Below are 26,102 nucleotides of genomic sequence, written 5' to 3'. Positions count from 1 at the left end.
GTATTAGTGGATGGGCGTTCCTTTTTTCCAAACTTGGCTTGGCTTTAATTGCCCTTGGTGATAGGTAATCTCCTGATAATTATCTGTTGGAAAAACCACAAAATCTGCCTGTGACCCTGATTCCAGTTTTCCCCGGTCTGCCAAACGCAAAGCGGCAGCGGCTCTAAACGTAATTCCTGAAAGTACTTCGGTGTTGGAGAGTTTTTCAAAAGTTCCCAAAATACTGGCCTGGGTCAACAGGTCGCCCATGGGCGCAGACCCTGGATTGTGGTCGCTGGCAATGGACAAAGCACCGCCTGCATCCAAAATTTTACGGGCAGGGGTGTAGGCACAACCCAAACCGATGGATGCCCCGGGCAACGCCGTTGCAATGGTGTTGCTTTTGGCCAACAGTTGGATTTCTTTTTCGGTACTGGCTTCCAAATGGTCGGCACTCACCGCGTCAAAATCTACGGCTACTTGGCTGCCTCCCGTGGTAAATTGGTCGGCATGTACGGTAATATCGAATCCCATTTCCTTTGCTTTTTGAAAATACGGTTTGATTTCCTCCGGTGAAAAAGCACTTTCTTCCACAAAAGCATCCACGCGCTTGGCCAAGTTTTCGGTTTTGATGATCGGGAACAATTCATTTATGATGACGTCCAAATAATTCTTGTCCTGATCCCAATCTTTCGGCTTCATGTGGGCTGCCAAACAGGTCGGGACCAAGGTTGCGTTTGAGGTTTCGTTGGCCTGTTTGATGGCGCGAAGCATTTTAAGTTCTTCATCCACAGAAAGGCCATAACCGCTTTTCACTTCGATAGTAGTGACCCCATTTTTGAGATGTTTTTGGCTTCTGGAAACAATACCTTCAACCAATTCTTGTTGTGATGCCTTTCGGGTCTGGGTCACGGTATCCCAAATACCGCCACCTGCTTTTGCAATCTCCAAATAGGTTTTTCCGGCATTTCGATAAGCGTAGTCACGGGCACGCGTTCCGCCAAAACATATATGGGTGTGCGAGTCTATAAATCCGGGCAGGCAAACATGTTGGCCTTCGATATTGTGCACATCGACATCTTCGGATTTTAAATCATCAAAAACACCGACTTTGAGAATTTTTCCTTCGGAAACCAAAATGCCCCCGTTTTCGATGATGGTCAATTGTTCATCTTTCAGTGCTCCTTTTAAGGGGAGGTTCGTCATGGGTATCAATTGGGTAAAAGGTCCTATTAAAAGTGGTCTGTTCATTTTAGTATGTTTCAAATTCATCAAGATGTGGTGCGTTCCACTTCAGTTGTTTTTCGTCCATCACACGGTCTACCAAATCAATGATTTCCCTGTTTTGAATGATTTCGATTCCTTTTTCAATATCGTCCGCAAAAACACGGTCGTTCTCGGCAAAGGCAACCTTGGTTCTCAAGAATGTATGGATTTCATCCAATAGAACACCCGATTTTAAAGGTTTCCTGTATTCGAATGCCTGGGCTGAGGTCAATAGTTCAATAGCGAGGATTTTCTCTACATTTTCAATAATGTTGAGCGCTTTTCTACCGCTGATGGACCCCATGCTCACATGGTCTTCCTGTCCCAACGAGGTGGGAATGCTGTCCGCACTAGCGGGAAAACAAAGGCTCTTGTTTTCGCTGGCCAATGCCGCAGAGGTATATTGCAAGATCATATAACCCGAATTGATGCCCGTGTCGTTCATCAATAATTTGGGGACACCGGGGCTGTTGCCTTCCAGCGCCAGATAGATGCGTCGGTCGGAGATGTTTCCAATTTCCGAAGCGGCTAAAGCAGCATAATCCAATGCCATGGCCAAGGGCTGTCCGTGGAAATTTCCACCGCTGATGGTCAATTCATCATTTATGATGACAGGATTGTCTGTCACCGAGTTGAGCTCGATTTCCAATAATTCTTTCAAGTGTAACCAAGCATTGCGAGAAGCTCCATGTACCTGAGGCATACAACGCAGGGAGTAGGGGTCCTGCACCCGTTCACAATCGATATGGTCTTCTAGAATTTCAGAACCTTGAAGCAGGGTACGGATTCTGCCCGCTACGTGTTGGTTTCCTTTAAAAGGACGGAGTTGATGGAGCTCCTCAAAAAAGGGTTTCATGGAACCTTGAAGTCCTTCCAACATCATAGCGCCGATAATGTCCGCATGCCGTAAACAATATTGCAGTTTATGAACCACCATCACTCCATGTGCAGCGATAAATTGGGTGCCATTGATTAAGGCAAGTCCTTCTTTTGGTCCCAGTTCCAAAGGTTGTAATCCCGTTTTTTGGAATAATTCCTCGGTTGGGATGATCTTTCCGTTGTATGCTACTTTTCCCAAACCTATCAATGGTAAAAACAGATGTGAAAGTGGGGCCAAATCGCCAGAAGCCCCTACCGAACCTTGAGAGGGAACCACGGGAATGGCATCGTTTTCCAAATGCCAAAGCATGCGTTGCAAGGTGGTTTCGGCAATCCCCGAAAACCCTTTTGCTAAGGCATGGATTTTTAGAATCAACATGATTTTTGCCAATTCCGTGGAAATAGGGTCGCCCACTCCCACACTATGACTTTTTAATATATTGGATTGAAGGATTTTGGTGTCTTCCTTGGATATTCTAGTGCTGCACAACGGGCCAAAACCTGTATTAATGCCGTACACGGTATCGCCTTTTTCAACGATACGCTGTACACGTTGATGACTGGCATTTACATGTTGCAGGCATTCATCGGTAAGAATACCTTTTATGGAACCATGGGCCATACCCAAAGCTATGCTTGCGGTTAAATGGTCTTCACCAAATTGAAATGTTCGGTCTATCGCCATGTTGTTGAAATTAAATTACCCAAGGATTAATTGAAATCAATGGTGTTTGGCTGTCACTTCGAGCGCAGTCGAGAAGTTAAGCGACTCAAAGTTTAAAAATAAGGTCTCGACTGCGCTCGACCTGACAGCTTTTTGTTTAGATGATTAATCACGGTTATTCAAAAGTATCAATTAGGTTTAATAATTACCAATACTTATTTTTGTAACAATCAATAAGTATGAATTATCAAATAGAACTTCGACATTTCATCTATTTTTTGGCCGTGGCCGAAGAACTCCATTATAGAAAGGCGGCTGAAAAATTGTTTATTTCCCAACCCGGCTTGAGTACCCAAATCAAACAAATGGAGGAGATTTTGGATACTCAATTGTTTGTTCGGGACAAGAAAAAGGTTAGCCTGACTCCTGCGGGGGAGTTTTTAAAAAAGGAGGTCGAGTTTATCTTAAATCATCTGGAGCAGACCAAAAAACAGATAAAACTTATAGGAGAAGGGCAATTGGGGGAGGTGCGAATCGGTTTTTTGGGTTCGGCCATGCAAAATGTGGTGCCCAATTTATTGCTGGGATTGAAGGAAAAATACCCAACAGTCCATACCACTTTGGAGGAACTTTCCAACCGTGCCCAAATCAGTGCGATATTGGCGGACCGTTTGGACTTGGGCTTTGTGCGACTGTCACGGGTACCGAAAGGATTGGATGTGAAACCGGTTTTTGAGGACACTTTTTCTTTGGTACTGCCAGTAGGACATCCTTTGGATGAAGCCGATTTTAAGAACATCGATCAAGTGGCGAATGAAGATTTTATCCTCTTTTCCCAGGATTACAGCCCGATGTACTACGATACGGTGCTCAGTATTTGTGAGGACAGTGGATTTGTTCCCAATGTGTCGCACAAATCGGTGCATGCACAGACCATTTTCAAATTGGTGGAGAACAGATTGGGCATTGCCATTGTACCAACGACGCTTCAATATGGGTTCCAGATGAAGGTCAAGTTCATCGAAATGAAAAGTATTAAACAACGGGCGGTGCTAAGCATGGTATGGAAGACGGATAATAGAAACCCCGCGCTTCAAAAATGTATGGACTTGCTCATGAAATTATGATGTGAACCTTTTGGAGTGTAACTTTGGATTCAACATAAATAAGTAGTATGATATTTGATTTGATCAAGGAGCGAAGAAGTATTTTTCCTCAGCAGTATATAGACAAGCCCATCGCCAAGGAAACCTTGGAAAAGATTTTGGAAGCAGCCAATTGGGCTCCTACGCACAAGAAAACAGAACCTTGGCGCTTTAAAGTCCTCACTGGCGAGAAGAAACAGGAATTGGGTATTTTCCTCTCGAACAAATATGAAGAAGTGGACCCGAACCCAAAACAGATGACCATTAAAAAATTACAGTTCAATCCGTCCAGCTCGGGAGCTGTAATTGCCATTTGTATGCAACGAGACCCAAAAGAGAGTTTGCCCGAGTGGGAGGAAATCGCATCTACGGCCATGGCGGTACAAAATATGTGGTTGTGCTGCACCGAACTTGGCATAGGAAGTTACTGGTCTTCACCCGGTCTCATCAAGTTTATGGACGAATTCTTTGATTTGAATGAGGGAGAAAAATGTTTGGGCTTCTTCTACATAGGATATTTCGAGGGTGATGTAATACCATCCGCAAGAACCCCGATTGCCGATAAAGTGGAGTGGTTTGACTAACTAAACGTGAAAAGTTCTCCCGCGTATTTGATGGCTATGTAAACGTAAAAAACGGCATAAGCAACCGTAAGCACAAACTTCATAAAAGTGCCCGTCAAAAAACCTAAAAACGAACCAAAAGCCGCCTTAAGGGCGGTTTTTTTATTGGCCTTGTTCAATAATTCTCCCACCAATGCACCAATAAATGGCCATATGATGATGCCGAACGGACCAAAAATAGGTACAAAGATGGCCACTAAAAGCCCTATCATAGTACCCCACATGCCTCCTTTGGTGCCACCGAACTGTTTGGTGCCCATGGCTGGTATTATATAATCCAGAATGGTTATGGTAATTGCGAGTACAAACGTGATTCCAACAATCCACCAATTATCTGGTACCGCCTTGGTCAAGTAGAGCAAAAGTAGTCCGACCCAACTAATGGGCGGCCCGGGTAAAACGGGCAAAAAACTGCCCAGTATACCGACCAGCATCAGAAGAAACCCCAAAATGAGCAATGCAATATCCATGGAAGTGTTTTACTGTTAGACAAATGTAGCGGACTATTGTTACAAACAAAATCTATTTTTTGAACTAAAAAATTAGTTTAAACTAAATATTTAGTTATATTTGTTTTGTATTGAACTAAAAAATTAGTTGAAAATGAAACAACTCACCAAGGCAGAAGAAGAGGTAATGCAGCTCCTTTGGAAAATTGAAAAAGGAAATGTAGCCGCAATTTTGGACGAACTCCCAGAACCCAAACCGGCATATAATACCGTGTCAACCATTATTAGAATTTTAGAGGACAAAGGATTCGTGTCCCATGAGAAGGTAGGGAAGGGACATGTGTACTTTCCTTTGATGAAAAAGGAAGAGTACAGCAATCAACGTTTGAATACCCTGATGGATGGGTATTTCCAAGGGTCATTTACGAGTATGGTATCCTTTTTTATGAAGAAGAACGATATCAGCTTGAAGGAACTCGAAGACATTATGAAGAACATTAAAGACAACGAGAAATGATTACCTATATCTTGGAATCCTTGGCGTTTCAGCTGGTCTTTTTATTGACTTACGACCTTTTTCTAAAGAAAGAGACCTTTTTTCAATGGAACCGTGTATACCTCTTGGGTACGTTTGCGCTGTCCCTAATATTGCCTTGGGTAAAGATTCAGGCCCTACAGACCATTATGCCAGAGGAATTAGAAACCACAACAGTATTTCTATCCCAATTGAACGGTGTGGTGTTGGGTCCCGGTGCTGAACAAACAAATTTTCTGGAACGTATTCCATGGCCGTATTTGGTTTTGGGGGCTGGAAGCATTTTGGCTGCCATTTGGTTTGCGTACAAGTTAATTCAACTTGTAAGGCTTAGAAATAAAAGTGTTGTGGAGAATTTTAAAGAGTTTACCAAGGTCACCGTTCCCAAGAGTACTTCTGCTTTTTCTTTTTTCCGAAACATTTTTATGGGCGAGGAAATCAAAAAGGACAAGGAAGTCAACATCTTGGCTCACGAGTTGGTGCATGTAAAACAATGGCACACCTTGGATTTGCTCTTTTTTGAGCTGGCCCGAATCGTCTTCTGGTTCAATCCGTTAGTGTATATCTACCAAAGTAGACTTGCCGAGCTTCATGAATTTATTGCAGATGAAAAGGCCGTAAAACAAAACAAGGCCGCACATTTCGAGATGCTATTGTCCGAAGCATTCCAAACACAGAATATCAGTTTTGTCAATCAATTTTTTAATAAATCACTAATCAAAAAACGAATAGTCATGTTACAAAAAAACAAATCCAAGGCCGTATGGCAGTTAAAATATGTATTGCTCTTGCCTCTTGTTTTAGGAATGCTGGTTTATTCTTCTTGCGAAAAAGATTCGAGTTCAGAAGCCGATTCCAATGTTGAACTTTCTCTAGAGGAGCGTTTGGTGGAGTTGAATAATGAAATCGAGGAAAAGGATTCCCTTAGCGAGAAGGAACGAAATCAAATTGCTAAAATGGCCCAAACTATGCTTGATCGTATGAACAGGTCTGCTAAAGAAGTTGATGGATGGACCGTGAAAGCTGGTGTCCAAACTTCTGGAGGTGTGGGAGTTCCCTTTGCGGTTATTGATGAAGTGCCTGTTTTTCCAGGCTGTGAAAATGCCGTAGATAAAAGGGATTGTTTCCAAGAAAAAATTCAAGCACACATCCGTAAACATTTTAATTATCCTGATGAAGCACAAGCTTTAGGTATTCAAGGCAGGGTAAGTACTATTTTCATAATGGATGAGCAGGGGAATGTGGTCGATATCAATATGAGGGGACCTCATGAACTTCTAGAGAAAGAAACCGAACGTATCTTATCCAAGTTGCCACAAATGCAACCGGGCAAACACGAAGGTAAGACGGTCAAGGTTCCTTTTTCGATTCCAATAACATTCAGGCTACAAGGTAATAATGACGATGAATTGAACAAAGAGATTCAAAAATTTGGTGAGCGCGTAGATGGTTGGGTACCATTCACTGCCATCGATGAGGCACCCATTTTTCCTGGCTGTGAAAGTGCTGCGGACAAAAGGGCCTGCTTCTTGGAGAATGTCCAAAACCATATCCGTAAGCACTTTAATTATCCGAAAGAGGCTCAAGAACAAGGAATACAGGGGAGAGTGGCCATTATGTTCGGTATAAATGCGGATGGAGATATCGTGGATATCAAATCCAAGGGGCCAAGTCCTATTTTAGAACAAGAATCACATAGAATCATTTCCAGATTGCCAAAAATGGTACCTGCCAGACAGGATGGAAAACCTGCCGATGTTATTTTCTCCATTCCCATCACATTTAAATTAAAATAAGGAACTCAATTTGAAAAAGACATTTGTTCTCTTTCTGTTTATACTTTTTAAAGCCGGTGCACAAACATCGGCTTTGTCGGTAGCGGATAGTTTGTTTGCTTTGGGCAACTATACATCGGCCATCAATGCATATGCAAAGGAAGGGGGTGAAAAGGCAAACTTTCAGATTGCTAGGGCCTACAATGCCATAGGGAATTATGATAAGTCCATTGCGCAGTATACAGCTATTTTGGACAATAACCCTTCATTGGAATTGGCACGCTTTGAATTGGGCAAACTGTTGTTGAAAACCAAAAACTATTTGTCCGCCATGGAAATGTTTCAGGTTTTGACATCATCGGAACAACAGAATCCTGAGTATTTCTATTACTTGGGAAGAACCTACGAATCCTTGGATAAAGCTGATAGAGCTAATAGGGCATTCAAGGCTGCCGTGGAAATGGACAGTGCCCATTTACGGAGTCTTTATGCGTTGGGCAAGTATTATGTAGGTCAAGAAATAAAGGATTCAGCCTTGGTCTATATTGATAAGGGACTTCGCTTTTACGAGAGCGATGTGGCCATGATCAATTTAAAGGCATTGGCTTTTTTTAATAACGGACAGTTTCAATTAGCCATTCCCCATTTCGAACGATTATTGGAATTGGGGGAGCAAAAGCCTTTTGTTTATGAAAAATTGGCCTTTAGTTATTTCCGAAACTGGGAACCCGAAAAGGCATTGGAGGCCTATCACAAATTAAGCGGCTTTCCAGGTAAAGTTGCAGCAGCGTACATTGGTTTGGGGGATGTATTTTTTGAAGAAAAACAACTGGACAGTGCCCAATACTATATCGAAAGATCCATTGAGGAGCGAATGGCTACATTTCCACAGGAATATGCCGACCTTGGCCGCATAGCCCGATTAAAAGGACATACCAAAAAATCCATGGATTACTATGTAAAAGCTTGGAAAGAGAACAAGGACAATTATTACAACTATTACCAAATCTGTATTTTGGCAGATGAATACTACAAAGACCCTAAAACTAGTTTAAACTATTACGAAAAGTTATTGGATATGTATCCAGATATAGTTCCTTGGCTCAAGGAACGGGCACAAAACCGTATTTCCGAAATAAAGGAGGAAATCCATTTTGCCGGCAACTGATTTCTTCAAAATGTCGTAATTTCAGCCAAATTCTAGGGGCTGTCATGCAGAAGTTTGTTTTGTTAATCATTTTTATGGGGTTGCTCGTGTCCTGCGAGCTGTTCGAGTCTAAGGAGGACAAGACCCAAAAATTGGTGAACGAGGAACTTATGGCCATCGATTGGAACGATGTGGATCAATATCCACTTTTCGATGATTGTGACGAAACCGCTCCCAAAGATGCTCAACAGGAGTGTTTCCAAAATGTGATCACCGAATATTTTTCCGAAGCTTTGGCCGGACTCAAGTTTCAAGCTCGAAACGATATGAACGATACCGTTTATATTGATTTTCTGATTGATGAGCACGGTTTTATTTCGGTGTTGAACGTGGAAGAAAAAACATCGGTACTCAATGAAATATCGGATTTCAACACCAAAATCTCTGAACGTTTGAACGATTTGACTACCGTAGCCCCTGCATTGAAAAGAGGAAACCCCGTAGGTTTGCGGTTTAGGCTTCCGCTGGTATTAAACACCAACTAATTTGGCAACAGAAAAAATCATATTGGGTATAGACCCGGGAACCACGATTATGGGTTTCGGTATCATTAAGGTCATCAACAAACAAATACACTTTGTGCAGATGAACGAGTTGATGCTGAAAAAGTATGATGACCCCTATACCAAGCTCAAACTTATTTTTGAACGCACGTTGGAACTCATCGACACCTATCACCCCGATGAAATCGCCATCGAAGCCCCGTTTTATGGAAAAAATGTACAGTCCATGCTCAAATTGGGACGTGCCCAAGGTGTGGCAATGGCGGCAGGATTATCCAGAGAGATACCAATCACAGAGTATATGCCCAAAAAGATTAAAATGGCCATCACGGGCAATGGAAATGCCAGTAAAGAACAAGTGGCCCGGATGCTCCAAAGTGTCTTAAAACTGAAAAGTTTGCCTAAAAATCTCGACAGTACCGATGGTCTGGCCGCCGCCGTTTGTCATTTCTACAATGAGGGCAGGGTAGAGGTCGGTAAAAGTTATACAGGTTGGGAGGCTTTTATCAAACAAAATCCTGATAAGATTAAGTGACGATTGAATGAGCGGTATTTACATTCACATCCCTTTTTGCAAACAAGCGTGCCACTATTGTGATTTTCATTTTTCCACACAGTTGGGTAAAAAGGAAGTCATGGTCAATGCCATTGCCAAAGAACTGGTTTTACGGAAATCGGAGGTCATTGATGAGGTCGAGACCATTTATTTTGGTGGTGGAACGCCGTCGGTTTTATCCAATGATGAAATTGAATTTTTGATTCAGGCAGTCTACGACAATTATAAAGTAATTGACAGTCCAGAAATCACTTTGGAAGCTAACCCGGATGATTTGGTGTCATCTCGAGCGCAGTCGAGAGATTGCTTTTCGGAATATAAAAAGGCAGGAATTAACCGCTTAAGTATCGGTGTCCAATCTTTTTTTGATGAAGACTTAAAATTGATGAACCGTGCCCACAATGCCGGTGAAGCGGAGCAATGCATCAAAAAGGCAACACAATATTTCGACAACATTACCATCGATTTGATTTATGGAATCCCAGGGATGGATAATGACCGTTGGAAGGCCAACATCCAAAAAGCGTTGGATTTTGGCCTGCCCCATATTTCCAGCTATGCACTAACGGTCGAACCCCGAACCGCCCTAAAAACATTTATAGAAAAAGGTGTCGTTCCCGATGTGGACGATGAGCAGGCTCAAGAACAGTTTCATATTCTGGTGGATATGTTGGAAGCTGAAGGATTTGTCAATTATGAAATTTCCAACTTTGGCAAGCCTGATTATTTCTCCAGAAACAACACTGCCTATTGGTTGGGCAAAACTTATTTGGGCGTTGGGCCATCGGCTCATTCTTTTGATGGAACACATCGCAGCTGTAACATACGGAACAACCCGACCTACATCAAAAAAATCGAAGAGGACAAATTGCCCATGGAAATTGAGACACTTTCCATGACAGATAGGTACAACGAATATGTAATGACGGGCCTACGGACCATTTGGGGCGTGGATTTGGCTAGAATAGAAAGTGAATTTGGAGAAAATTATCTGAGGTACATCAACCAACAATCATCCAAATTTCTGGAACAGCAACTACTGCTAATCAGAGATGGAAAATTGCTCACCACCAAAAAAGGTAAGTTTTTGGCGGATGGAATTGCATCGGACCTTTTTATGCTTAACATAAAGTAGTAAATTGTCGGTCCTGCATACGAGCAGGAAGAAATAAAGTAGAATTAATTCCCGGAACATAAGGAAAGTTTAAAAGAAACCTAATTTGATTGCCACCATAAAACACAATTCCCGAAACTATAAAATAGACCTGGCCAAACCGCTTGATATCTCCATTCCTCTCAAAGGTGGCGACAAAAACGTAAATGCGTGGTATTTGGACCCGCCAAAAATCACACCGCACGAAGAGGATGGATTTGTGGGCAAGGTAACCGAGGGAGCATCCACCAATTTCAACGATATTTGGTTCAACCCTCATTCGCATGTAACACATACCGAATGTTTGGGACATATATCAGAAGAGTTCAATTCCATCAATAAAAGGTTAAAGAAATTCTTCTTTTTGGCGGAAGTGATCACAGTGGCACCCGAACAATTGAACGGTGATTTTATTATCTCCGAAAAGCAATTGAAATATGCCTTGGGAAACAAAAAACGACAAGCCGTAGTGATACGCACCCTGCCGAATTTAGGGGACAAAAAGTCCAAAAGATACTCAGATTCAAATCCACCTTACCTCATGGAGAATGCAGCCAAGTATCTGGTGAAAAAAGGAGTGGAACACTTACTGGTCGACCTTCCATCGGTGGATAAGGAAAGGGATGGAGGGGAATTGTTGTCGCACAAAGCTTTTTGGAACATGGCTGGCAAGCCAAGGACGAAAGCGACCATTACGGAATTTATTTATGTTCCTAACCCTGTGGAGGACGGCACCTATTTCTTAAACTTGCAAGTAGCGCCTTTTGAGAACGATGCAAGTCCTTGCAGGCCGGTACTTTTTAAAATTGAAGACAACTAAATGAAGACGACCCTAAAACTGGAAGAAGCCATGATGTTTGCTTTTGGCATTTATCTGTTCAGTCTATTGGACTATGCTTGGTGGTGGTTTATAGTGTTGATTTTGACCCCCGATATCGGTATGGTAGGCTACCTTTTCGGAGATAAGGCCGGCGCCTTTTGTTATAACCTGTTCCATCATAAGGGGGTTGCCATTATATTCTATTTAACGGGCATCTACTTTTCCATACCTTTATGCCAATTGATAGGGATAATTCTGTTTTCGCACTCTGCGTTGGACCGAATTTTTGGCTACGGATTAAAATTTGACAAGGGATTCAGGTTTACCCATTTGGGTGAAATAGGCAAGTAACATGGGAGACATTGTAGATATAGTTTTAGGGTTGATTCTGGGTGCAATATTGATGTATTGGGTCTATTCCCTATTTAGAAAAAAGAAGGACAGGGAAATTACGGAGGAGCAGTCCACCGTAATTCTCAATAAAATCCGAAGCGTTTGCAAATTGGTATCAGTGGAAGGTGATTTTGCAGAGATATATCACTATGAGAATACCAAGGACAGCTTTATGAGCCTGTTCCGTAGTAAGAAGAAAGCATTGATAGTCATCAAGGCCAAAGCACACATCGGCTATGATCTGAACAAGCTCAACATGAAGGCCGAAAACCAGAACAAGAAGATAGTGCTGAGCCATTTTCCGGAACCGGAAGTATTGTCCATTGAGCCCGACCTTCAGTTTTATGACATTAAAAATGGTATCTTCAACAGCTTTTCGCCCACAGATCTGACCAATCTCAACCAAGAGGCCAAGGAGCACATCAAACAAAAGATACCTGAGAGCGGACTTATGGAAACAGCAAGAATGGAAGCCTTGCAAGCCGTTTTGGTGGTGGAGAAAATAGTAGAGACCATTGGGTGGACATTGGATTATTCCGCCCTTGAAATATCGAACAGGGAAAAACAATCTTTAGAAGAATAGTATGAAAACAAAAATAATAACCTTGCTCTTGGTAGGCGTTTTGGCCTCCAGTTGTGAACAAACCAAAAGCGAAATGAAGACTAATTTTGACCACACTTTTACACATACCGTGTTCTTTTGGTTCAAGAATCCCGATAGCCAAGAGGCCAGGGATACCTTTGAAGCCTCGTTGACCAAGTTTTTGAACAATTCCGAGTATGCCAAGACCAAATTCATAGGCAAACCACCAAGGGCGACCCGCGATGTGGTCGATGATTCGTTTACCTACTCCTTGATCCTATCGTTTGAATCCGCCGAAGACCAAGCAGCATATCAAGAGGAACCACCACACATGGTGTTTATAGAAGAGTGTGAAGACCTGTGGGAAAAGGTCATTGTTTACGACTCCGAGGGAATACAACAATGAATGTAGAGGAGCTTAGGGAACTTTGCCTGAGCAAAAAGGGAGTGGCAGAGGAATTGCCTTTTGATGCCCATACTTTGGTATTTAAGGTAATGGGGAAAATGTTTGCCCTGGTCCCTTTGGAACGGCTCCCGTCCCAATGTAATTTAAAGTGCGACCCCGAAAGAAGCGAGGAGCTCCGAGAGGAACACGATGGTGCCATTATACCGGGTTACCACATGAGTAAAAAGCATTGGAACACATTGTTTATGGAACAACTCCCACCTGAATTGATTAATGATTTAGTTGACCATTCCTATGATTTGGTCGTATCCGGATTAACCAAAAAGCTTCAACAAGAGCTCAACAATTTAGGTTGATAGTACATGGAAGATTTAAAGGGCTTTTATACCTCCCAACGAGAAAAACATCAGCAAGAACTTCAACAAGTCAAAAAACGATTGGGCCTATTGGCTACATTGCGACTATCTGTTTTTGTGGCTATGGCATTAGGTGTCTATTTTCTTTGGGGCAACTCGTTGTTATTTGTGTTGTTGCCTGTTGGCTTCATCCTGTTTTTGTATTTGGTCACTCGGTTCAGCAACGTAAAAAGATATAAGGAATATCTGCAAAGGCTTATTGAGATCAATGACACTGAACTGGATATTTTGGCCCGCCGATTTCACTATCTACCGGAAGGCAAGGAGTTTCTGGAACCGGACCATCCTTATGCACAGGATTTGGACATTTTTGGACGTGGCTCCTTTTATCAGTACGCGAACCGTACCACTTTGGTGCAGGGCAGGGAAGTATTTTCAAACCTGTTGTTGGATGGATATCCAAAGGATATTGCCCTAAAGCAGGCTGCAATTCAAGAATTGGCCCAGTTGCCCGAATGGCGTCAACATTTTTCAGCATTGGCTGGAGAGACAAAACCTAAAATCGCTCCTGATGTGGTTTCCGATTGGATGAAAAACCACAAACCGTTTATGCCCAAGTGGGCGGGAACCCTACCACTCATTTTTACATTTTTATCCTTGGTCTTGATTGCATTGGCATTCTTAGGGTATGTTCCAGAGAGTTTGATTTTGTTCTGGTATGTACTCGGTGCTGGAATGGTTGGCCGTTTCGCTAAAAAAATTCTTTCATTTACGGGAAAAGTCTCCGAGGCACAAGAAACCATTCAACAACATCAACGGCTGATCTCGGAACTTGAAGAGCGGACATTTTCTTCAGAAGTATTACAAGAACTTCAGAAGAAATTAGAGGTAAAAGGAGAGAAGACCTCAAAAATATTGAAGCGGTTTTCCCAAAGCACCACGATGCTGGAACAGCAATACAACCTTTTGATTTCAATGTTTGCCCAAGGTCTGGGACTCTATAGTGTCTATTATGCTTTTAGTGTTGAAAAGTGGATTTCAACCTACGGAGAAGAGGTGGAAGGTTGGTTTTCGGCCATTGCCCAGTTTGATGCATACATCAGCTTGGGTACATATGCCTTTAATCATCCCGATCATACCTATCCAACATTGGTGCAGAATGATGCTGTACTAAGTGGCAAGGAAGTGGGGCATCCTCTTGTGGATCCTCAAAAAAATATTCTGAACGATTTTGAAATAGGAAAAGGCCGCTTCTGTATTGTTACCGGGGCCAATATGGCCGGGAAAAGTACATTTTTACGTGCCATTGGCCTGCAGATAGTTATGGCGAACATGGGCCTGCCAGTAAAGGGGAAAGAGGTACATTATAATCCTGTACGTTTGTTGACCAGTATGCGTTCTTCGGATTCCTTGACGGACGAAACCTCTTATTTTTATGCCGAGCTCAAACGCTTAAAATATATCGTGGATGAGTTGGAAAAGGACGACTGCTTTGTAATCCTGGATGAAATATTAAAAGGCACCAACAGCGTGGATAAGGCCGAAGGCTCCAAAAAGTTTGTAGAGCGATTGGTAAAAAACGGGTCCACGGGGATGGTCGCTACGCACGATTTGAGCCTGTGTACCTTAGCCGATGAACTTCCAGAAGTGGAAAACCGCTATTTTGATGCACAAATTGTGGATGGTGAGCTCTTTTTTGATTATAAGTTTAAAGAGGGTGTCTGCCAAAATATGAATGCCTCCTTTCTGTTGCGAAAGATGGATATCATTAAAGATTAAAAAGGGTAACCAATAGCAAAGTTTAGAGTGGCATTGTTTCCCTTATTACCAAAGAAGGGCACATTCCATCGGTCATTTTCAGGTCGGGACGGCACCCTGAACGGAGAGGCCAGGTCAAACCGAATCACAAAATTTTGAATATCCACTCGAAGACCAAAACCAAATCCCGCTGCAACTTCGTTTAACCAATCCGATTCAAATTTACCATCGGTAAAAAGGGAGTTGGAAGAGGTACTGTTTTGTTGGTCATTTTCCAATTCGTCATAGTTTCCGGTAAGCCAAACGTTCCCCGCATCCACAAAAAAGGCACCTTTTAAATAAGAAAATATGGGAAAGCGATACTCAAGGTTAGCTTCCAGTTTTAGGTTACCAGAGCGATCAAAATAGTCGGTGGAGGAATCGTCTGCAACCGCATTGAAGTTGCCCGGTCCCAAAGAACGGATATCAAATGCCCTAACACTGTAGGGACCCCCGGAGAAGAATTGCTTTACAAAGGGTAAGGTTTCACTGTTTCCGTAGGGTACACCCCACCCGGCGTAGACTCTTGAAACCAATGTTTGCTCTCTGTCCCATCTTAAATAGAAACGAAAATCAACATCCATTTTTGCATATTGGGCATATTCGGAGCCTAGAATTGTGCCAGAACCGCCGTCAATCAAACTGAAAAGGTTGCCTGCCAAATCAATGTTGGTGGAGAAGAAAATAGGATATTCCTTATCTATATCCGAGACTTCATCATAAGTGAATCCATACAAAAGTCCGGCAATAAAACGTTGCTCAAAACTTCTTTGTAGAAAAGGATTGTCGTCCAATATTTGTTGAAATTCATCCGTTACATTGGACAGTCTGGAGTAATTTAAGCTTATCGGGTCCAATTGGTGATAGACATACCTATTTTCCTTCCAGGTGTATCCAAAAGAGCCGTTTATGGAGCTTAAGGTGAACAATTGGCTTCGTCTTAGATAATCGACACCTGCTGAAATCTTGGTCTTAGGTACTGAATATCTAAAATTTCTTGGTGAAAACGGAATGGATCTGGGAAAAATCAAATCACCTTTTACACCCCAAGCAATGCTGCTCAAGTTTGAATTATCGCCAGAACTTAATTGTGACTCATAGGAGAAATGTGTGGACAGGCTTAAGGTTTCTCCGCCGTGAAAGAGGTTTCTGTTACTGTAAGTCAACAGTAGACCAGGCCCGGTGAACCCGTTTGATTTGGTCACAGCCTGAATTTCTGCCCGTAGAGAGCGTTTCGTTAAAGGTGCCAGATAGATATCAGCTGCTAGTGAGCCTCCCTTGCCATTGGCCATAGTGGTGTCCAGTTCCCGATATTGAATATTTACATACTTATAACTGCCTAATGAGGACAACCGGTTACTTGTGATTTTGGAGGTGTTGGCGTTGTAAAGGTCACCTTCTTTAAAGAGCATATAGGTCTCCAGTAACTCAGGTTTAAAATAGTATTCGTTCTGAATAAAATCCGTGCCATTTATGGTAGTTATATTCTGTTTGGAAAGTGGCAGGGTGTCCCCCTCGATGGAATAATTAGGATATACCGTTATGGAATCGATGGTGTAGGGTATCGCTGTTTTTTTGGGTGCTTTCTTTTTTAATCGAAGGAATAGATCAAATTTTCGGTTTTTATATTGATTGGTGTCCGCTTCAAAAATGAAAAGGTTTGCATTACTGTTGTAGTAGCCTCGTTGTTTCAGGTTAAAATCAAGTCTTTCTCGTTCCGCTTTTAGCAGGTCGAGGTCAAATCGGTCGTCTTTGGATAATGGGGACTCCTTGGCAATGTCGGTCAGCTCCTCGTATATAGGGAGGGAATCTTTATCAACTTGATAATTTTCCAGCGTGTAGGGTACTTCAACTGTTGCTGTGTAATTTACGGAAGCACGCTTTTTCTTAAGAATGGTCTCCGAGCTGGCCTTGCTGTAGAAAAATCCATTGTTGTCCAAACGGTTCAGAATAAGTTCCTCTACTCGCTCAGGATTTACTTCGGAAAAATACACAGGTTCCTCTCCAAAGGATTTGTTCAGAAATCGATATATAAAACCGGGCTTTTCTCGCTGTGCTTTATAATGAAAGAACAAACCGGGTTTCATTCCAAGAAATGTGGTGTTTGGATTGGGTTCAATCAAACTGGTCAATTCGACTTTTACATCTTTTACTTGACCAACATCCCCCTCTTTTTCCAAATTTAACTCGGCACCGGTGTACAGTCGCTCACCCTCTGGAATAAATTTTTGGATACTACAGGAGTGCAGCAAGGTGATTGCCATCAAACCAAAGAACAGATATTTTATAAGTTGATTTTTCAAAAACTAATGTTTGGGTTATGGGTTATTTTCTTGCTTGTTCTTGGTTTCTTCGTCCTGCTCATCCTCTTCTTCTTTGGCCTTTGGTTTGATGGGACTGAACAATTGACTGAACTTGTTGAATTCCCTGTCAAAAATAAAGGCCAGTCCGGTTACGATCAATTGGCCATCAATAATATTTTGGTATTCCTGTCGCCTAAAGCCCTTCAACCGATAATTGCCTTGTTCGTTCAAAAGATACTCCAATGTTACATTACCGATCACGGGTGTGGCGGTCTCGGAACTGGATGGTGTACCTTCTACATCAACGGCGCTACCGGCCGAAACGATGACACGGTCATTAAATAATTTCTTTTGTGCGCTGATGTTCAACTGTGTTCTATTTTGTAGCCCATCTCCTTGCGTTTCTTGGAAGCTGTCCAAGTCAAAATCCAGTTCTAGTCCAGTATTGCCCAATAATCTGTTGGAGATGGTATTAAGTTCGCCGGATAGTACTTTGTTCACGTTATTACGTGCGAGGGCAACGGCGCCTCCGGCACTTCCATCACTTCCTGAGGTAGGATAAAAACGGTTCAAAGCCAACAGTGAAAACACTTGTTTGTTGAGTTCGGATTCCTGTTGGTTCAACTGTTGGATGCGCCCATACACACCGCCACCATAACTTCCTTGGGCATTTTCTGGCATATCAAGGGCAAATGAAATTTCCGGCCCTGTAATTTCACCCCCGATATTCAAATACACCAAAAAGGTGGAAGACCGTTGGTACTGATTGGAAACTCCGCTATCTTGACCATAGCTAATGGAAGACATCAGCGGAGCTGCAGAAGTTTCGATTTCGTAGGTGGCGGTTACATCCAATTTCGCGTTGTACGGGTCTCCGGACCAAGTAACACTGCTGCCTTTATTTATCGTAAACTCTCGGCTCACCAAATTGTAAAGACTCGTTTTATAAAATCCCGAACTAAGCTCCAATCTGCCCGACAGTCCAATATCCTGATTTGGATTGATATCCAATTTTAAATTGGCATTACCGGAAGCCTGTAGCATATCCCCTGTTTTTTCATCCAATATCACCTTAAAGACCGCTTCGTCCGAAATTTCTAGATTTGTACTGATATCCATTCCGGCAAAAACAGAATCGGGAGCTTCATTGGAATCCCTTGTCAATATGGCATCAGGATTTTCTCTGTTGACAAATATCACCACGCCTTCCCTTCCTTGAATTTCATACTGGGCTTGTGGAACCACATAGGTGAGGTTGGTGGCGTCACCAATCGTGAAACTTCCGTTGATTATAGGAATCTCTAAATTGCCGGTCACCTCTACATCTGCATCAATTACCGCTGTACCATAAACCAGTTCGTTATCGCCCTTTTTGGAGTCAAGCGCCTTAAAGTTGTCAGCAGTAATCGATAATTCAAAATCTGGGTTCAGAAGGTCTCCGGTTATTATAGAACCATCCAAAACCAATGTGCCCTTATCGGCATCGGTAATGCTAAAACTGTCGAATGTGATTTCTTCCTCATTCAGGTTTAATGTTTGATTATCTATGCCCAAGTTGGTTTTGAAGGCGGATAAGGTAATGCCAACATCGTTAAAGTTTAATCTTCCTGAATAATTTGGGTCACTTAGTGTTCCGTTCACTTCCATGTTCCCAGAAAGGTACCCGGACGGATTGGATAGTTCTTCATTTAAAAACGCTTGAACAATCTTTGTTTCAAATTTTTGAATATCCAGATCTAAATTTAATTGTGCACCGTTTTCGTTTGCCACATAATCACCTGTCAGATTTAAATCCGCGCCTCCGTTTTGCAACGCCAAATCAAAATCATAATCGGAGAGCGATTTTGATGAGGCATTTAAACTAAGGGTGCCCAACGGATTTTGCATCACGCTGAAATCGTTGATGTCCAATTTGGACACCAGCCCTGAAGCACCATATGGGTTTAACACCACAAAATTACCCTGCACTGTTCCTTTTGCCAATGCTTCATCAGGGTTTAAAAGGCTTAAAAAGGTCTGTATTTGGAAGTTTTCGAAAATGATGCCAATATGCTCTTTGTCCATTTTGGGCACTGTGGTGGAAACTTCCAGTTTTTGATTGTTCCTTGACAACACTACGTTTTGAAATTGGGTGTAAGCCTCGGTCATCGTGATTTTATTGTCATCCGGAATTTCCCACGCTTTTTTGTTCAACAATAGGTTCTCGGGGGAAATATGTAAGCTCAGGGTATCCTTTTTAAAGACCAACTCTGAAGAAATATGCATAATCTCTGTGGTGTCACTAATGGAATTAAAGTCCAGTTCCAGTTCTTTGTTCTTTAAATTCCCTTCGATGAAGGTTCTTTTAAGGTTGATGGGGTCGTATTCAAAATTTTTGAGACCTGCATAGAAATTCAGATTGGTCGAATCGCCTTGCAAATCCACTTCAAGACTATCTACAATACTTCCGGCGTACGAAAACTTTGGAACGGATACTTTCCCGTCCAGTTTTTTGGTCAATGCATTAAACTTGACATCAATGTTCAGTGAATCCAAGTCTTCGAAACCGTCCAAGAATACTTTGGAGATGATGGGCGTTGGTTTTAGGGCCAAATCCAATCTTGCCTCTACATCATCCAGATTGTGTGAAAGGCTATCCGGGGAAAAATAATTTTCCAGTTGCCGTTTTAAAGCAGTGTTTATTCTGTTCAAGGATGCATTCGAATACAGACCGCCATTTAGAAAACCACTCTTTACGGTGGCGTCGGTAATGGAATCTTCTACGCGTGCATTCAGTAGTATAGGCTCAATTTGATATTGCCTATCATCGGTCACTGCGATTCCATTTTTTATGGAAGCTTCAATGGCGTAGTTACTGGAAAGTCCTCTATATGACCCTTCGATATCCCCTGCTATCTTAATATTATCTCTTGTGAAGCCCAATTTTTGGAGGTAGGCACCGATGATGTTGGACGTAAAGGTTATATTGTTGCTTTCTGAGGTGAAATCGATGAGGGTGTTGGCTGACAAATTGAGGTTTTCATCCTTTAACGCAAGTGAAATATCACCACTCCCGTTGGAGAGTTTCCCCCTAATGGTTATATCCTTGTAATTGTATTCCTGGAATTTAAATTGACCAATGACTCCTTCCAATTGGGCATCCATATTGGACAGTTCCGTTCCCGAACCGGAACCCTTGAGTTGTAGGGAAATGGTCCCAAGTTGATTATTTTGAAGTATTGCTCCCAATTGAAGACTATCTGTGGAAATGGTTCCATTAAATTTTTTGGTTTCTCCAAGTTGTGCAGAAGCATCCAATGCTATTTGTCCCTCAGGAGTTTTTAAAATGGTATTGGTTCGGAATGATTCAAGGTCACCTTTTAGCGTACCGGTCAATGCAATGGTTTCAGGAATATTGATGGACAAACTATCCGAAGGTAAAAATGGTTGAAGGCTTTCTTTCGATGACCAAACGTTCAAGTTGTCCAAATCGTAGGAAAGGGTTTCCATTTGTGTAACGTTGGAAAGGCTTCCTTCCAATTTCAAAGATGTGGATGGTCCCCATTGCAGCTCAGACTCAAAATCATCTACTTTTTGCAGACTTCCGATAGCCCGAACGTATCCTGTTATGGGATTAGTGGACAATGTATTCAGGTAGGTGTTTTTTTGTAATTCGGGAGAAAAGCGCAGAAAATCCGAAGGATTCAGGCTCAATTGGGACAATATCAACTGAAGACTGCTATTTTCCGGATTGTTCATTGCCGAATCCAAGGATTCGTAGCGTATGTCGGCATTGGCATTGAGAGAACTCTCGTTTAGCCGTAAGGCCAAATTGGAAATAACCGCTTTGGTATCCGTGATGGATGCTCCGAAGCCTAATTGTTGTAGGGCTATACCAGAACTTTCACGAAAACTGAACGCTTCAAGTTCAATAGCCAAGTCCGAAGGAGCGTAGTTCAAATCATCCGCTTTGAAAGTAAGTTCATTGATGGTAAAGGCATCAGGGTTAAAAATAGAATCGTTTTGCTTTGCACCATTTTTTGAAAAACGTAAGGTGTTTGATTCCAAATCCAGTTGATTGGCCTGTAATTCCATTTCCGGCCACTGGAAAGGACTGCTTTCCTGTTGACTTTTAATGGTGTCCTTGGCTTGATTTAGATTCAATACAATATTGGAGTTCTTTAGCGCTATTTCATCCGTTTTGTAACTGTTGTTGGCTACATCAATGGCAAGCTCGGTCAAATCAAATTCGGATAATTGCAACCTGGTCTGAATGTCATCAGGGTCTGAATTGTATACAAGCTCTACCTTTTCCAACTGAATGCCATCGATTGAGATTTTGGGTGGGGTCGAGGTTGAAGTATCATCAGAAGTTGGAGGGGTACGGGTTTGCTCATAGGAAAGTTGACTGTCCTTTAAAACAAAATCATCTATTCCGAAATTCATTTCGTCAAGGTCGAATTCGGTTACCTCAATTTGCATTTCACCGAGGTTCAAATTGATTTTGGTTCCCAGATAGGTGTCATCATACCGCACTTTCCAATCGGTAAATTGAAAGTCACCCAGCGAAATGGACATGGGCTCGGAAACCGAAGTGGTATCCGAAGTGGCAAAGGCATCTATCAAAAAGGCAAAATTGAAACTTTCAGCGTCCGTGCCCCGTCGTATATTGGCCACTAAGTTTTTGGAGTCTACATCGTCAATGGAAAGTTCATTTTTAACGAGCAAAGGATAAATGGGGAGGTCCATTTGAATTTCTTGGGAGTAGAGAAGGGTATCCCCCTGTTTATCTTCAAGGTATATTCCCTCTGCCATGATGTTCCCGGAAAAGGTGATGAAGACTCTTTCTACCTCGACCTTGGTATTTGTTTTACCGGATACATAATCCGTAAGTTTTGAAACAATAATATTTTGTGCCCAAGGAGTTCGGATGATCACCACCAAAATGATGAACAATGTCAACAAAACAAGAATGCTTTTCCCGATTAATCTCAGGATTCGTTTCCGGTTCCATTTATTATCCTTCATACACGTTAAATCGAAGCGCTTTAGTCACTATTATTTTCAAATCGCTTAAAAACACAGTGTAAAGATAGGGCAGTGCTATGTAAGAAGGATGCTGAAACGGGATAAAGAATATCTCGATTGAATCAACGGTGTATTTAAAAATTTAAAGATTTTTAACCTGAAGCTTGTGGAAGCTGTCCGCCTGCAAACGTAACAATTCTTCTGCTTTTTCCTTTTTGTAGCGATAGAGCTCCTCCTCGTTTTTAATGTCCGCGTAGATTTGCTGGTTGAGCTCCCCATCGGTGGCCAACAAAAGTTTGCGTTGCTCCACTTTTTGGGTAATCCAAGTAGCCACTACACTTTCTTGCTCTTCGAATTTGAAGTCGTATTCTCCTTTCGGAGACATTAATTTTGCGATGATGGGCGCGGTTTCGATGGCCAAGAACAGCAAAAAGATAAAGAAAGAAGGAAACCAAGGCAATTTGCCCAACGCGTCGATTCGAGCCATCAACCCGTCAAAACCATCGATTATGGGTTGGGAGTTGGCCACTGCCGTATCATAGTCGGTTTGTAGAGCTGCTATTTCTGTTTCAATGGCAGCAATTTTTCCTGTATTGGTTTCTTTCAAGGTATTCAGTTCCGCCAGAGCCGCATCGTGCTTTTCGCGTTTTTCTTTGTATACAGGACCTTTGCCCAAAAGACCGGTTCCCGCTCTGCCTTCGGCTTCGGAAATGTAGGTGTCATAAAGCGCGTTGGTCTCTGCTTCTTTTGTGGCAACTTCACTCTTCAGGTTGGCAATATCTTGGTTGAGGTTTTCAATTTTTGGGGTGTATTGGAGCGCCAATTGTTCCTTGTTGTCCAAGGTCATGGCATTTTTTTCTTCCAATAGTACTTGATTGATTTCTTTTTCAAAAATCTTCATCTCCAACGGTTTGGAAATCACAACGGCAATGATCAGCGCCAAAACAATTCGAGGGGCCGCTTGTAATAATTCGCCCTTGAAATTGTCCCGTTTTTTGATGGTGGAAACAATATATCTATCCAAATTGAAGATGAGAAGGCCCCATATCAAACCAAAGAATGTGGCTATATAAACGTTGTCAAAAACAGTGTAAAGCGCATAGCCCGAAGCTATAAATGCCATAACGGCCGTAAAAAATACCGTGGCACCGATACCAGCGTATTTGTTGCGTTCCCCGTTGGAACAAGTCTCTAAAATTTGGGTGTCCGCTCCCGAGCAGAAAATAAAAAAGCGTTGTAACATAGTGTGTTCTCTTTGATTGATAGGATATTAGAACGTGATTTTGGGTGATTTGTTACATAAAAAGCCCCATAATCGGGGCTTTTAACAATTTTTAAGTATCAAAAACTTAATTTTCTATGACGATGGGGTCGGTTGATAGTTTAACGACAGGGTTGGCACCATTGGATTCCCTCGAGTCAATATTTATGCGTTTGTTCTTTTGGACCACCTCAATGGCTTTTTCCCCAGAAATTTCTTTGCCGTTCAAGGTAAAGGTTGCTCCTTGAGCGACCATTTTTTTAATGTGCTCGATTGGTTTTGGCGGTGCAGGAGGTGCCGGAGGTTGAACTGGACTGTGGGCTTTAGTGGCTTTCGCCCCCGCTTCGCTCATAGGAGACATGGGTGGTTCCGGCGAGCTTGGTACAGGTGGGGCTGGTGGAAAATCCGGAAACGGTTCGGCATCTTTACGTTGTTTCTCGGACATTTTACCATAGATTTCTTTTAAGCGTATCACCTCACTCTTTTTAATCATCATGTGGTTACGGTCCATTTCATTGTACTTTTTGGCCAAGGTGTTGTACTCTTTCATTTCTGCGCGAGTGGCGCTTCCTTGCTGTTGCATTTTTGGTCCCACAATATTGATGGTCGCGGTACCATATTCTTCAAAGATCATATCCACTTTTTGGATGATGTCTTTTGGGGTAGTCGCTTCCACATTAATGATTGAACGAATAGTTTTTTCTCGTTCATCAAAAGAGAGATGGTCATTGATTTTTGAAAGCTCATTCTTCAAGTCCTCCAACGGGACCAACTTATTTTGAAACAACAGCTTGCCATTTTTATTGATGTGGATTTCAACCGGGTTAATGGTTTTGTTGGTGTTATTTTGATTCTGTTTTGAAGTATAAACCGCATAATTGGCTTTATTCCCAGGACCCAACGGGGTCATACCAATTATTTGGTTTCTCTTGATAAGGTTGTTTAATGTGTTGGCAGGCACAATGGTTTCATCGTCAACGAGGACCAAATCATTCTTGGAATTTAGTTTTATCCAACTGTCGCTCAATAGGTAGAAGTCTTTATCTATTTGCATGAAAACATTTTGATTGCCCTTTTTAGATGCTTCTATTTTTTTGGCCAAAACAAAGTCTTTTTTAACCTCGGGATAATTGGTTCGTATAGTTTCATAATCAAGATTTTTTAGATTTGGAACTAGGGACGATAGCTGCCTTGAACCTGATTCGTCTTGTCGTAAACCAATGTAAATAGCAGAGCTGATTTTACCTTGTAAATTTCCCCAATGCTGTATTTGAGTTGTGGAAACATACCCCTCTTTTGCCACATTGAAATCAAAAAATATTTCACCGGAATTAGAAATTTGAAATTCAATATTGTAATATCCGTTGACGTCGGTTTTGGCAAGCGTACTTCCTTCGGAATCCGTAATAATAGCCTTTTCCAGAGGCATTAAGGTTTCTGAATCTAATATAAGACCTGCTAATTGTATAGATCTTGAGGAAATCCCATCTGTGGTCTCAAAACTTTTGCTTTCTGGATACAACGATGTTTCGGTAAACTCGACAGGTGTGGTACGAGTTATTGTTTTCGTCTCACTAAACCCAAATAATAGAAGGGCAGTAAGGGGCAGAAGCAAAAAGCTCCTGAGTACAAATGATTTTTTTGATGTGTTTGTTTTCATGACTGTAAAACGTTTTTTGATTGATGAATAATTAATGGCATTTGCGATGCCGACCGACTGATGATTTTCAATGCCGTTTGATAAGTACGACAAGAGTGTATTTTGATATTGTGAATGATCATGGCTCTTTTTGATCACCGCTTTGTCCGCCAAAAACTCATGGTTCAGTTTAATGGACGATTTAAAAAGGTAAATCAAAGGGTTGAACCAAAAAACGACTTGGGCAAGTTCTATAAATAGAATATCCAGACTGTGTCTTTGTTTTGCGTGGGTCTCTTCGTGCAAGAGCACTTCTTGGGGAATACTATTTTCCCTGTACTGTTTTTGATTTAGAAAGATGTAGTTCAAAAAGGTGTGTGGGAGCAATGCCTGTGGTAAAAGCACCTTGGTCATAAAATTTTCCTTGAACTTGGGATTCTTCTTAATTCTTAAACATATTCGTAAAAGATTTGCCATAAAACGCAGTCCGAATCCAATAACACCCAATCCATAAACCATCCACAACAAAAGTTGCCAATCAAAAACCGAAGTTTCTGGAATAGGTTGTTCAATTACGGTATTGGAAATAGGTGTTGTTATCGGAGCAATTGAAGTGGTGGTGGGCTCAACCACATCGATATATTCAATAAACACCAAGTTGGGAATTATGAAGGAGGCGATAAGGGCCCCCAAAAGAAAGTAGCGCTTAAAATGGTGTATGCTTTCCTTTTCCAGCATCAGTTTGTAGAAGGCCCAAAAAATGGCAAGGCACGCCGTGGATTTTAAAAGATAGATCAGCATAA

Annotated in this window: 21 protein-coding genes; 14 read left to right on the top strand and 7 right to left on the bottom strand. The window is 41.9% G+C overall.

What is annotated here, in order from left to right; genetic code table 11:
* Positions 1–3: 3 nt before the first annotated feature.
* Positions 4–1,230, bottom strand: coding sequence for an imidazolonepropionase (gene hutI, locus GUA46_RS06665; RefSeq protein ID WP_176619819.1), 1,227 nt, complete (start codon positions 1,228–1,230; stop codon positions 4–6).
* Position 1,231: 1 nt separating this feature from the next.
* A complete protein-coding gene (gene hutH / locus GUA46_RS06660) occupies positions 1,232–2,809 on the bottom strand; it encodes a histidine ammonia-lyase (protein ID WP_176619818.1) in 1,578 nt (525 codons plus the stop codon).
* A 218-nt stretch (positions 2,810–3,027) separates the two neighbouring features.
* Between hutH and GUA46_RS06655 the strand changes: the two genes are divergently transcribed.
* Both GUA46_RS06655 and GUA46_RS06650 read left to right on the top strand, forming a co-directional pair.
* Positions 3,028–3,915 carry a LysR family transcriptional regulator gene (locus GUA46_RS06655; protein WP_176619817.1) on the top strand — a complete coding sequence of 296 codons (888 nt, stop codon included), beginning with the start codon at positions 3,028–3,030 and terminating at the stop codon, positions 3,913–3,915.
* A 47-nt stretch (positions 3,916–3,962) separates the two neighbouring features.
* Positions 3,963–4,517, top strand: coding sequence for a nitroreductase family protein (locus tag GUA46_RS06650; protein ID WP_176619816.1), 555 nt, complete (start codon positions 3,963–3,965; stop codon positions 4,515–4,517).
* Here the strand turns inward: GUA46_RS06650 and GUA46_RS06645 are convergent.
* Positions 4,514–5,026, bottom strand: coding sequence for a DUF456 domain-containing protein (locus GUA46_RS06645; RefSeq protein WP_176619815.1), 513 nt, complete (start codon positions 5,024–5,026; stop codon positions 4,514–4,516). The two genes, GUA46_RS06650 and GUA46_RS06645, sit on opposite strands and share 4 nt — an antisense overlap.
* Positions 5,027–5,159: 133 nt before the next feature.
* Between GUA46_RS06645 and GUA46_RS06640 the strand changes: the two genes are divergently transcribed.
* From GUA46_RS06640 to GUA46_RS06580, 12 genes are all read left to right on the top strand, one after another.
* A complete protein-coding gene (locus tag GUA46_RS06640) occupies positions 5,160–5,522 on the top strand; it encodes a BlaI/MecI/CopY family transcriptional regulator (protein WP_176619814.1) in 363 nt (120 codons plus the stop codon).
* The gene (locus GUA46_RS16820) at positions 5,519–7,336 is read left to right on the top strand and encodes a M56 family metallopeptidase (protein ID WP_229418456.1); all 1,818 of its coding nucleotides are present in this window, start codon (positions 5,519–5,521) and stop codon (positions 7,334–7,336) included. Before GUA46_RS06640 ends, GUA46_RS16820 begins: the two co-directional genes overlap by 4 nt.
* Positions 7,337–7,346: 10 nt before the next feature.
* The gene (locus GUA46_RS06625) at positions 7,347–8,483 is read left to right on the top strand and encodes a tetratricopeptide repeat protein (RefSeq protein ID WP_176619813.1); all 1,137 of its coding nucleotides are present in this window, start codon (positions 7,347–7,349) and stop codon (positions 8,481–8,483) included.
* Positions 8,484–8,527: 44 nt separating this feature from the next.
* A complete protein-coding gene (locus tag GUA46_RS06620; RefSeq protein ID WP_176619812.1) occupies positions 8,528–9,007 on the top strand; it encodes a hypothetical protein in 480 nt (159 codons plus the stop codon).
* Position 9,008: 1 nt separating this feature from the next.
* On the top strand, positions 9,009–9,560 hold the full coding sequence (gene ruvC / locus GUA46_RS06615; protein WP_108246410.1) for a crossover junction endodeoxyribonuclease RuvC: 552 nt from the start codon (positions 9,009–9,011) through the stop codon (positions 9,558–9,560).
* 7 nt (positions 9,561–9,567) lie between these two features.
* Positions 9,568–10,716: a radical SAM family heme chaperone HemW gene (gene hemW / locus GUA46_RS06610; RefSeq protein WP_176619811.1), complete on the top strand. Its 1,149-nt coding sequence runs from the start codon at positions 9,568–9,570 to the stop codon at positions 10,714–10,716.
* Between the two features lie 85 nt (positions 10,717–10,801).
* Entirely contained in the window at positions 10,802–11,554 is a 753-nt protein-coding gene (locus GUA46_RS06605; RefSeq protein ID WP_176619810.1) for a cyclase family protein, read from the top strand.
* On the top strand, positions 11,555–11,905 hold the full coding sequence (locus tag GUA46_RS06600) for a DUF4260 domain-containing protein (protein ID WP_176619809.1): 351 nt from the start codon (positions 11,555–11,557) through the stop codon (positions 11,903–11,905).
* Between the two features lies 1 nt (position 11,906).
* Positions 11,907–12,530 (top strand): DUF4230 domain-containing protein, encoded by a 624-nt coding sequence (locus GUA46_RS06595; protein WP_176619808.1) that lies wholly within the window; start codon positions 11,907–11,909, stop codon positions 12,528–12,530.
* Between the two features lies 1 nt (position 12,531).
* The gene (locus GUA46_RS06590; RefSeq protein ID WP_176619807.1) at positions 12,532–12,936 is read left to right on the top strand and encodes a Dabb family protein; all 405 of its coding nucleotides are present in this window, start codon (positions 12,532–12,534) and stop codon (positions 12,934–12,936) included.
* Positions 12,933–13,292, top strand: coding sequence for an MmcQ/YjbR family DNA-binding protein (locus GUA46_RS06585; RefSeq protein WP_176619806.1), 360 nt, complete (start codon positions 12,933–12,935; stop codon positions 13,290–13,292). The genes GUA46_RS06590 and GUA46_RS06585 overlap by 4 nt, the downstream gene beginning before the upstream one ends.
* 6 nt (positions 13,293–13,298) lie before the next feature.
* Positions 13,299–15,071 carry a MutS-related protein gene (locus GUA46_RS06580; RefSeq protein WP_176619805.1) on the top strand — a complete coding sequence of 591 codons (1,773 nt, stop codon included), beginning with the start codon at positions 13,299–13,301 and terminating at the stop codon, positions 15,069–15,071.
* On the opposite strand, the gene tamL is transcribed toward GUA46_RS06580, so the two are convergent.
* From tamL to GUA46_RS06560, 4 genes are all read right to left on the bottom strand, one after another.
* Positions 15,068–17,392 carry a translocation and assembly module lipoprotein TamL gene (gene tamL / locus GUA46_RS06575; RefSeq protein ID WP_313790860.1) on the bottom strand — a complete coding sequence of 775 codons (2,325 nt, stop codon included), beginning with the start codon at positions 17,390–17,392 and terminating at the stop codon, positions 15,068–15,070. The genes GUA46_RS06580 and tamL overlap by 4 nt on opposite strands.
* Before the next feature lie 15 nt (positions 17,393–17,407).
* Positions 17,408–22,399 (bottom strand): translocation/assembly module TamB domain-containing protein, encoded by a 4,992-nt coding sequence (locus tag GUA46_RS06570; RefSeq protein ID WP_176619804.1) that lies wholly within the window; start codon positions 22,397–22,399, stop codon positions 17,408–17,410.
* Positions 22,400–22,541: 142 nt separating this feature from the next.
* Positions 22,542–23,642 (bottom strand): DUF4407 domain-containing protein, encoded by a 1,101-nt coding sequence (locus tag GUA46_RS06565; RefSeq protein WP_176619803.1) that lies wholly within the window; start codon positions 23,640–23,642, stop codon positions 22,542–22,544.
* A gap of 106 nt (positions 23,643–23,748) precedes the next feature.
* Positions 23,749–26,100 (bottom strand): M56 family metallopeptidase, encoded by a 2,352-nt coding sequence (locus GUA46_RS06560; RefSeq protein WP_176619802.1) that lies wholly within the window; start codon positions 26,098–26,100, stop codon positions 23,749–23,751.
* Positions 26,101–26,102: the final 2 nt, after the last annotated feature.

It is taken from the genome of Flagellimonas chongwuensis, from assembly GCF_013376415.1.
Lineage (GTDB): Bacteria > Bacteroidota > Bacteroidia > Flavobacteriales > Flavobacteriaceae > Flagellimonas > Flagellimonas chongwuensis.
Note: the sequence above shows the minus strand (reverse complement) of the source record. Positions and strands in the feature narration are given on the sequence as shown.

Coding starts and splice junctions, on each gene's coding strand:
- hemW (WP_176619811.1), top strand. CDS start 9,568: ATGAGCGGTATTTACATTCACATCCCTTTTTGCAAACAAGCGTGCCAC.
- GUA46_RS06620 (WP_176619812.1), top strand. CDS start 8,528: ATGCAGAAGTTTGTTTTGTTAATCATTTTTATGGGGTTGCTCGTGTCC.
- GUA46_RS06645 (WP_176619815.1), bottom strand. CDS start 5,026: ATGGATATTGCATTGCTCATTTTGGGGTTTCTTCTGATGCTGGTCGGT.
- GUA46_RS06640 (WP_176619814.1), top strand. CDS start 5,160: ATGAAACAACTCACCAAGGCAGAAGAAGAGGTAATGCAGCTCCTTTGG.
- GUA46_RS06650 (WP_176619816.1), top strand. CDS start 3,963: ATGATATTTGATTTGATCAAGGAGCGAAGAAGTATTTTTCCTCAGCAG.
- GUA46_RS06580 (WP_176619805.1), top strand. CDS start 13,299: ATGGAAGATTTAAAGGGCTTTTATACCTCCCAACGAGAAAAACATCAG.
- hutH (WP_176619818.1), bottom strand. CDS start 2,809: ATGGCGATAGACCGAACATTTCAATTTGGTGAAGACCATTTAACCGCA.
- GUA46_RS06600 (WP_176619809.1), top strand. CDS start 11,555: ATGAAGACGACCCTAAAACTGGAAGAAGCCATGATGTTTGCTTTTGGC.
- GUA46_RS06590 (WP_176619807.1), top strand. CDS start 12,532: ATGAAAACAAAAATAATAACCTTGCTCTTGGTAGGCGTTTTGGCCTCC.
- GUA46_RS06565 (WP_176619803.1), bottom strand. CDS start 23,642: ATGTTACAACGCTTTTTTATTTTCTGCTCGGGAGCGGACACCCAAATT.
- GUA46_RS06570 (WP_176619804.1), bottom strand. CDS start 22,399: ATGAAGGATAATAAATGGAACCGGAAACGAATCCTGAGATTAATCGGG.
- GUA46_RS06585 (WP_176619806.1), top strand. CDS start 12,933: ATGAATGTAGAGGAGCTTAGGGAACTTTGCCTGAGCAAAAAGGGAGTG.
- GUA46_RS06655 (WP_176619817.1), top strand. CDS start 3,028: ATGAATTATCAAATAGAACTTCGACATTTCATCTATTTTTTGGCCGTG.
- GUA46_RS06560 (WP_176619802.1), bottom strand. CDS start 26,100: ATGCTGATCTATCTTTTAAAATCCACGGCGTGCCTTGCCATTTTTTGG.
- GUA46_RS16820 (WP_229418456.1), top strand. CDS start 5,519: ATGATTACCTATATCTTGGAATCCTTGGCGTTTCAGCTGGTCTTTTTA.
- GUA46_RS06595 (WP_176619808.1), top strand. CDS start 11,907: ATGGGAGACATTGTAGATATAGTTTTAGGGTTGATTCTGGGTGCAATA.
- hutI (WP_176619819.1), bottom strand. CDS start 1,230: ATGAACAGACCACTTTTAATAGGACCTTTTACCCAATTGATACCCATG.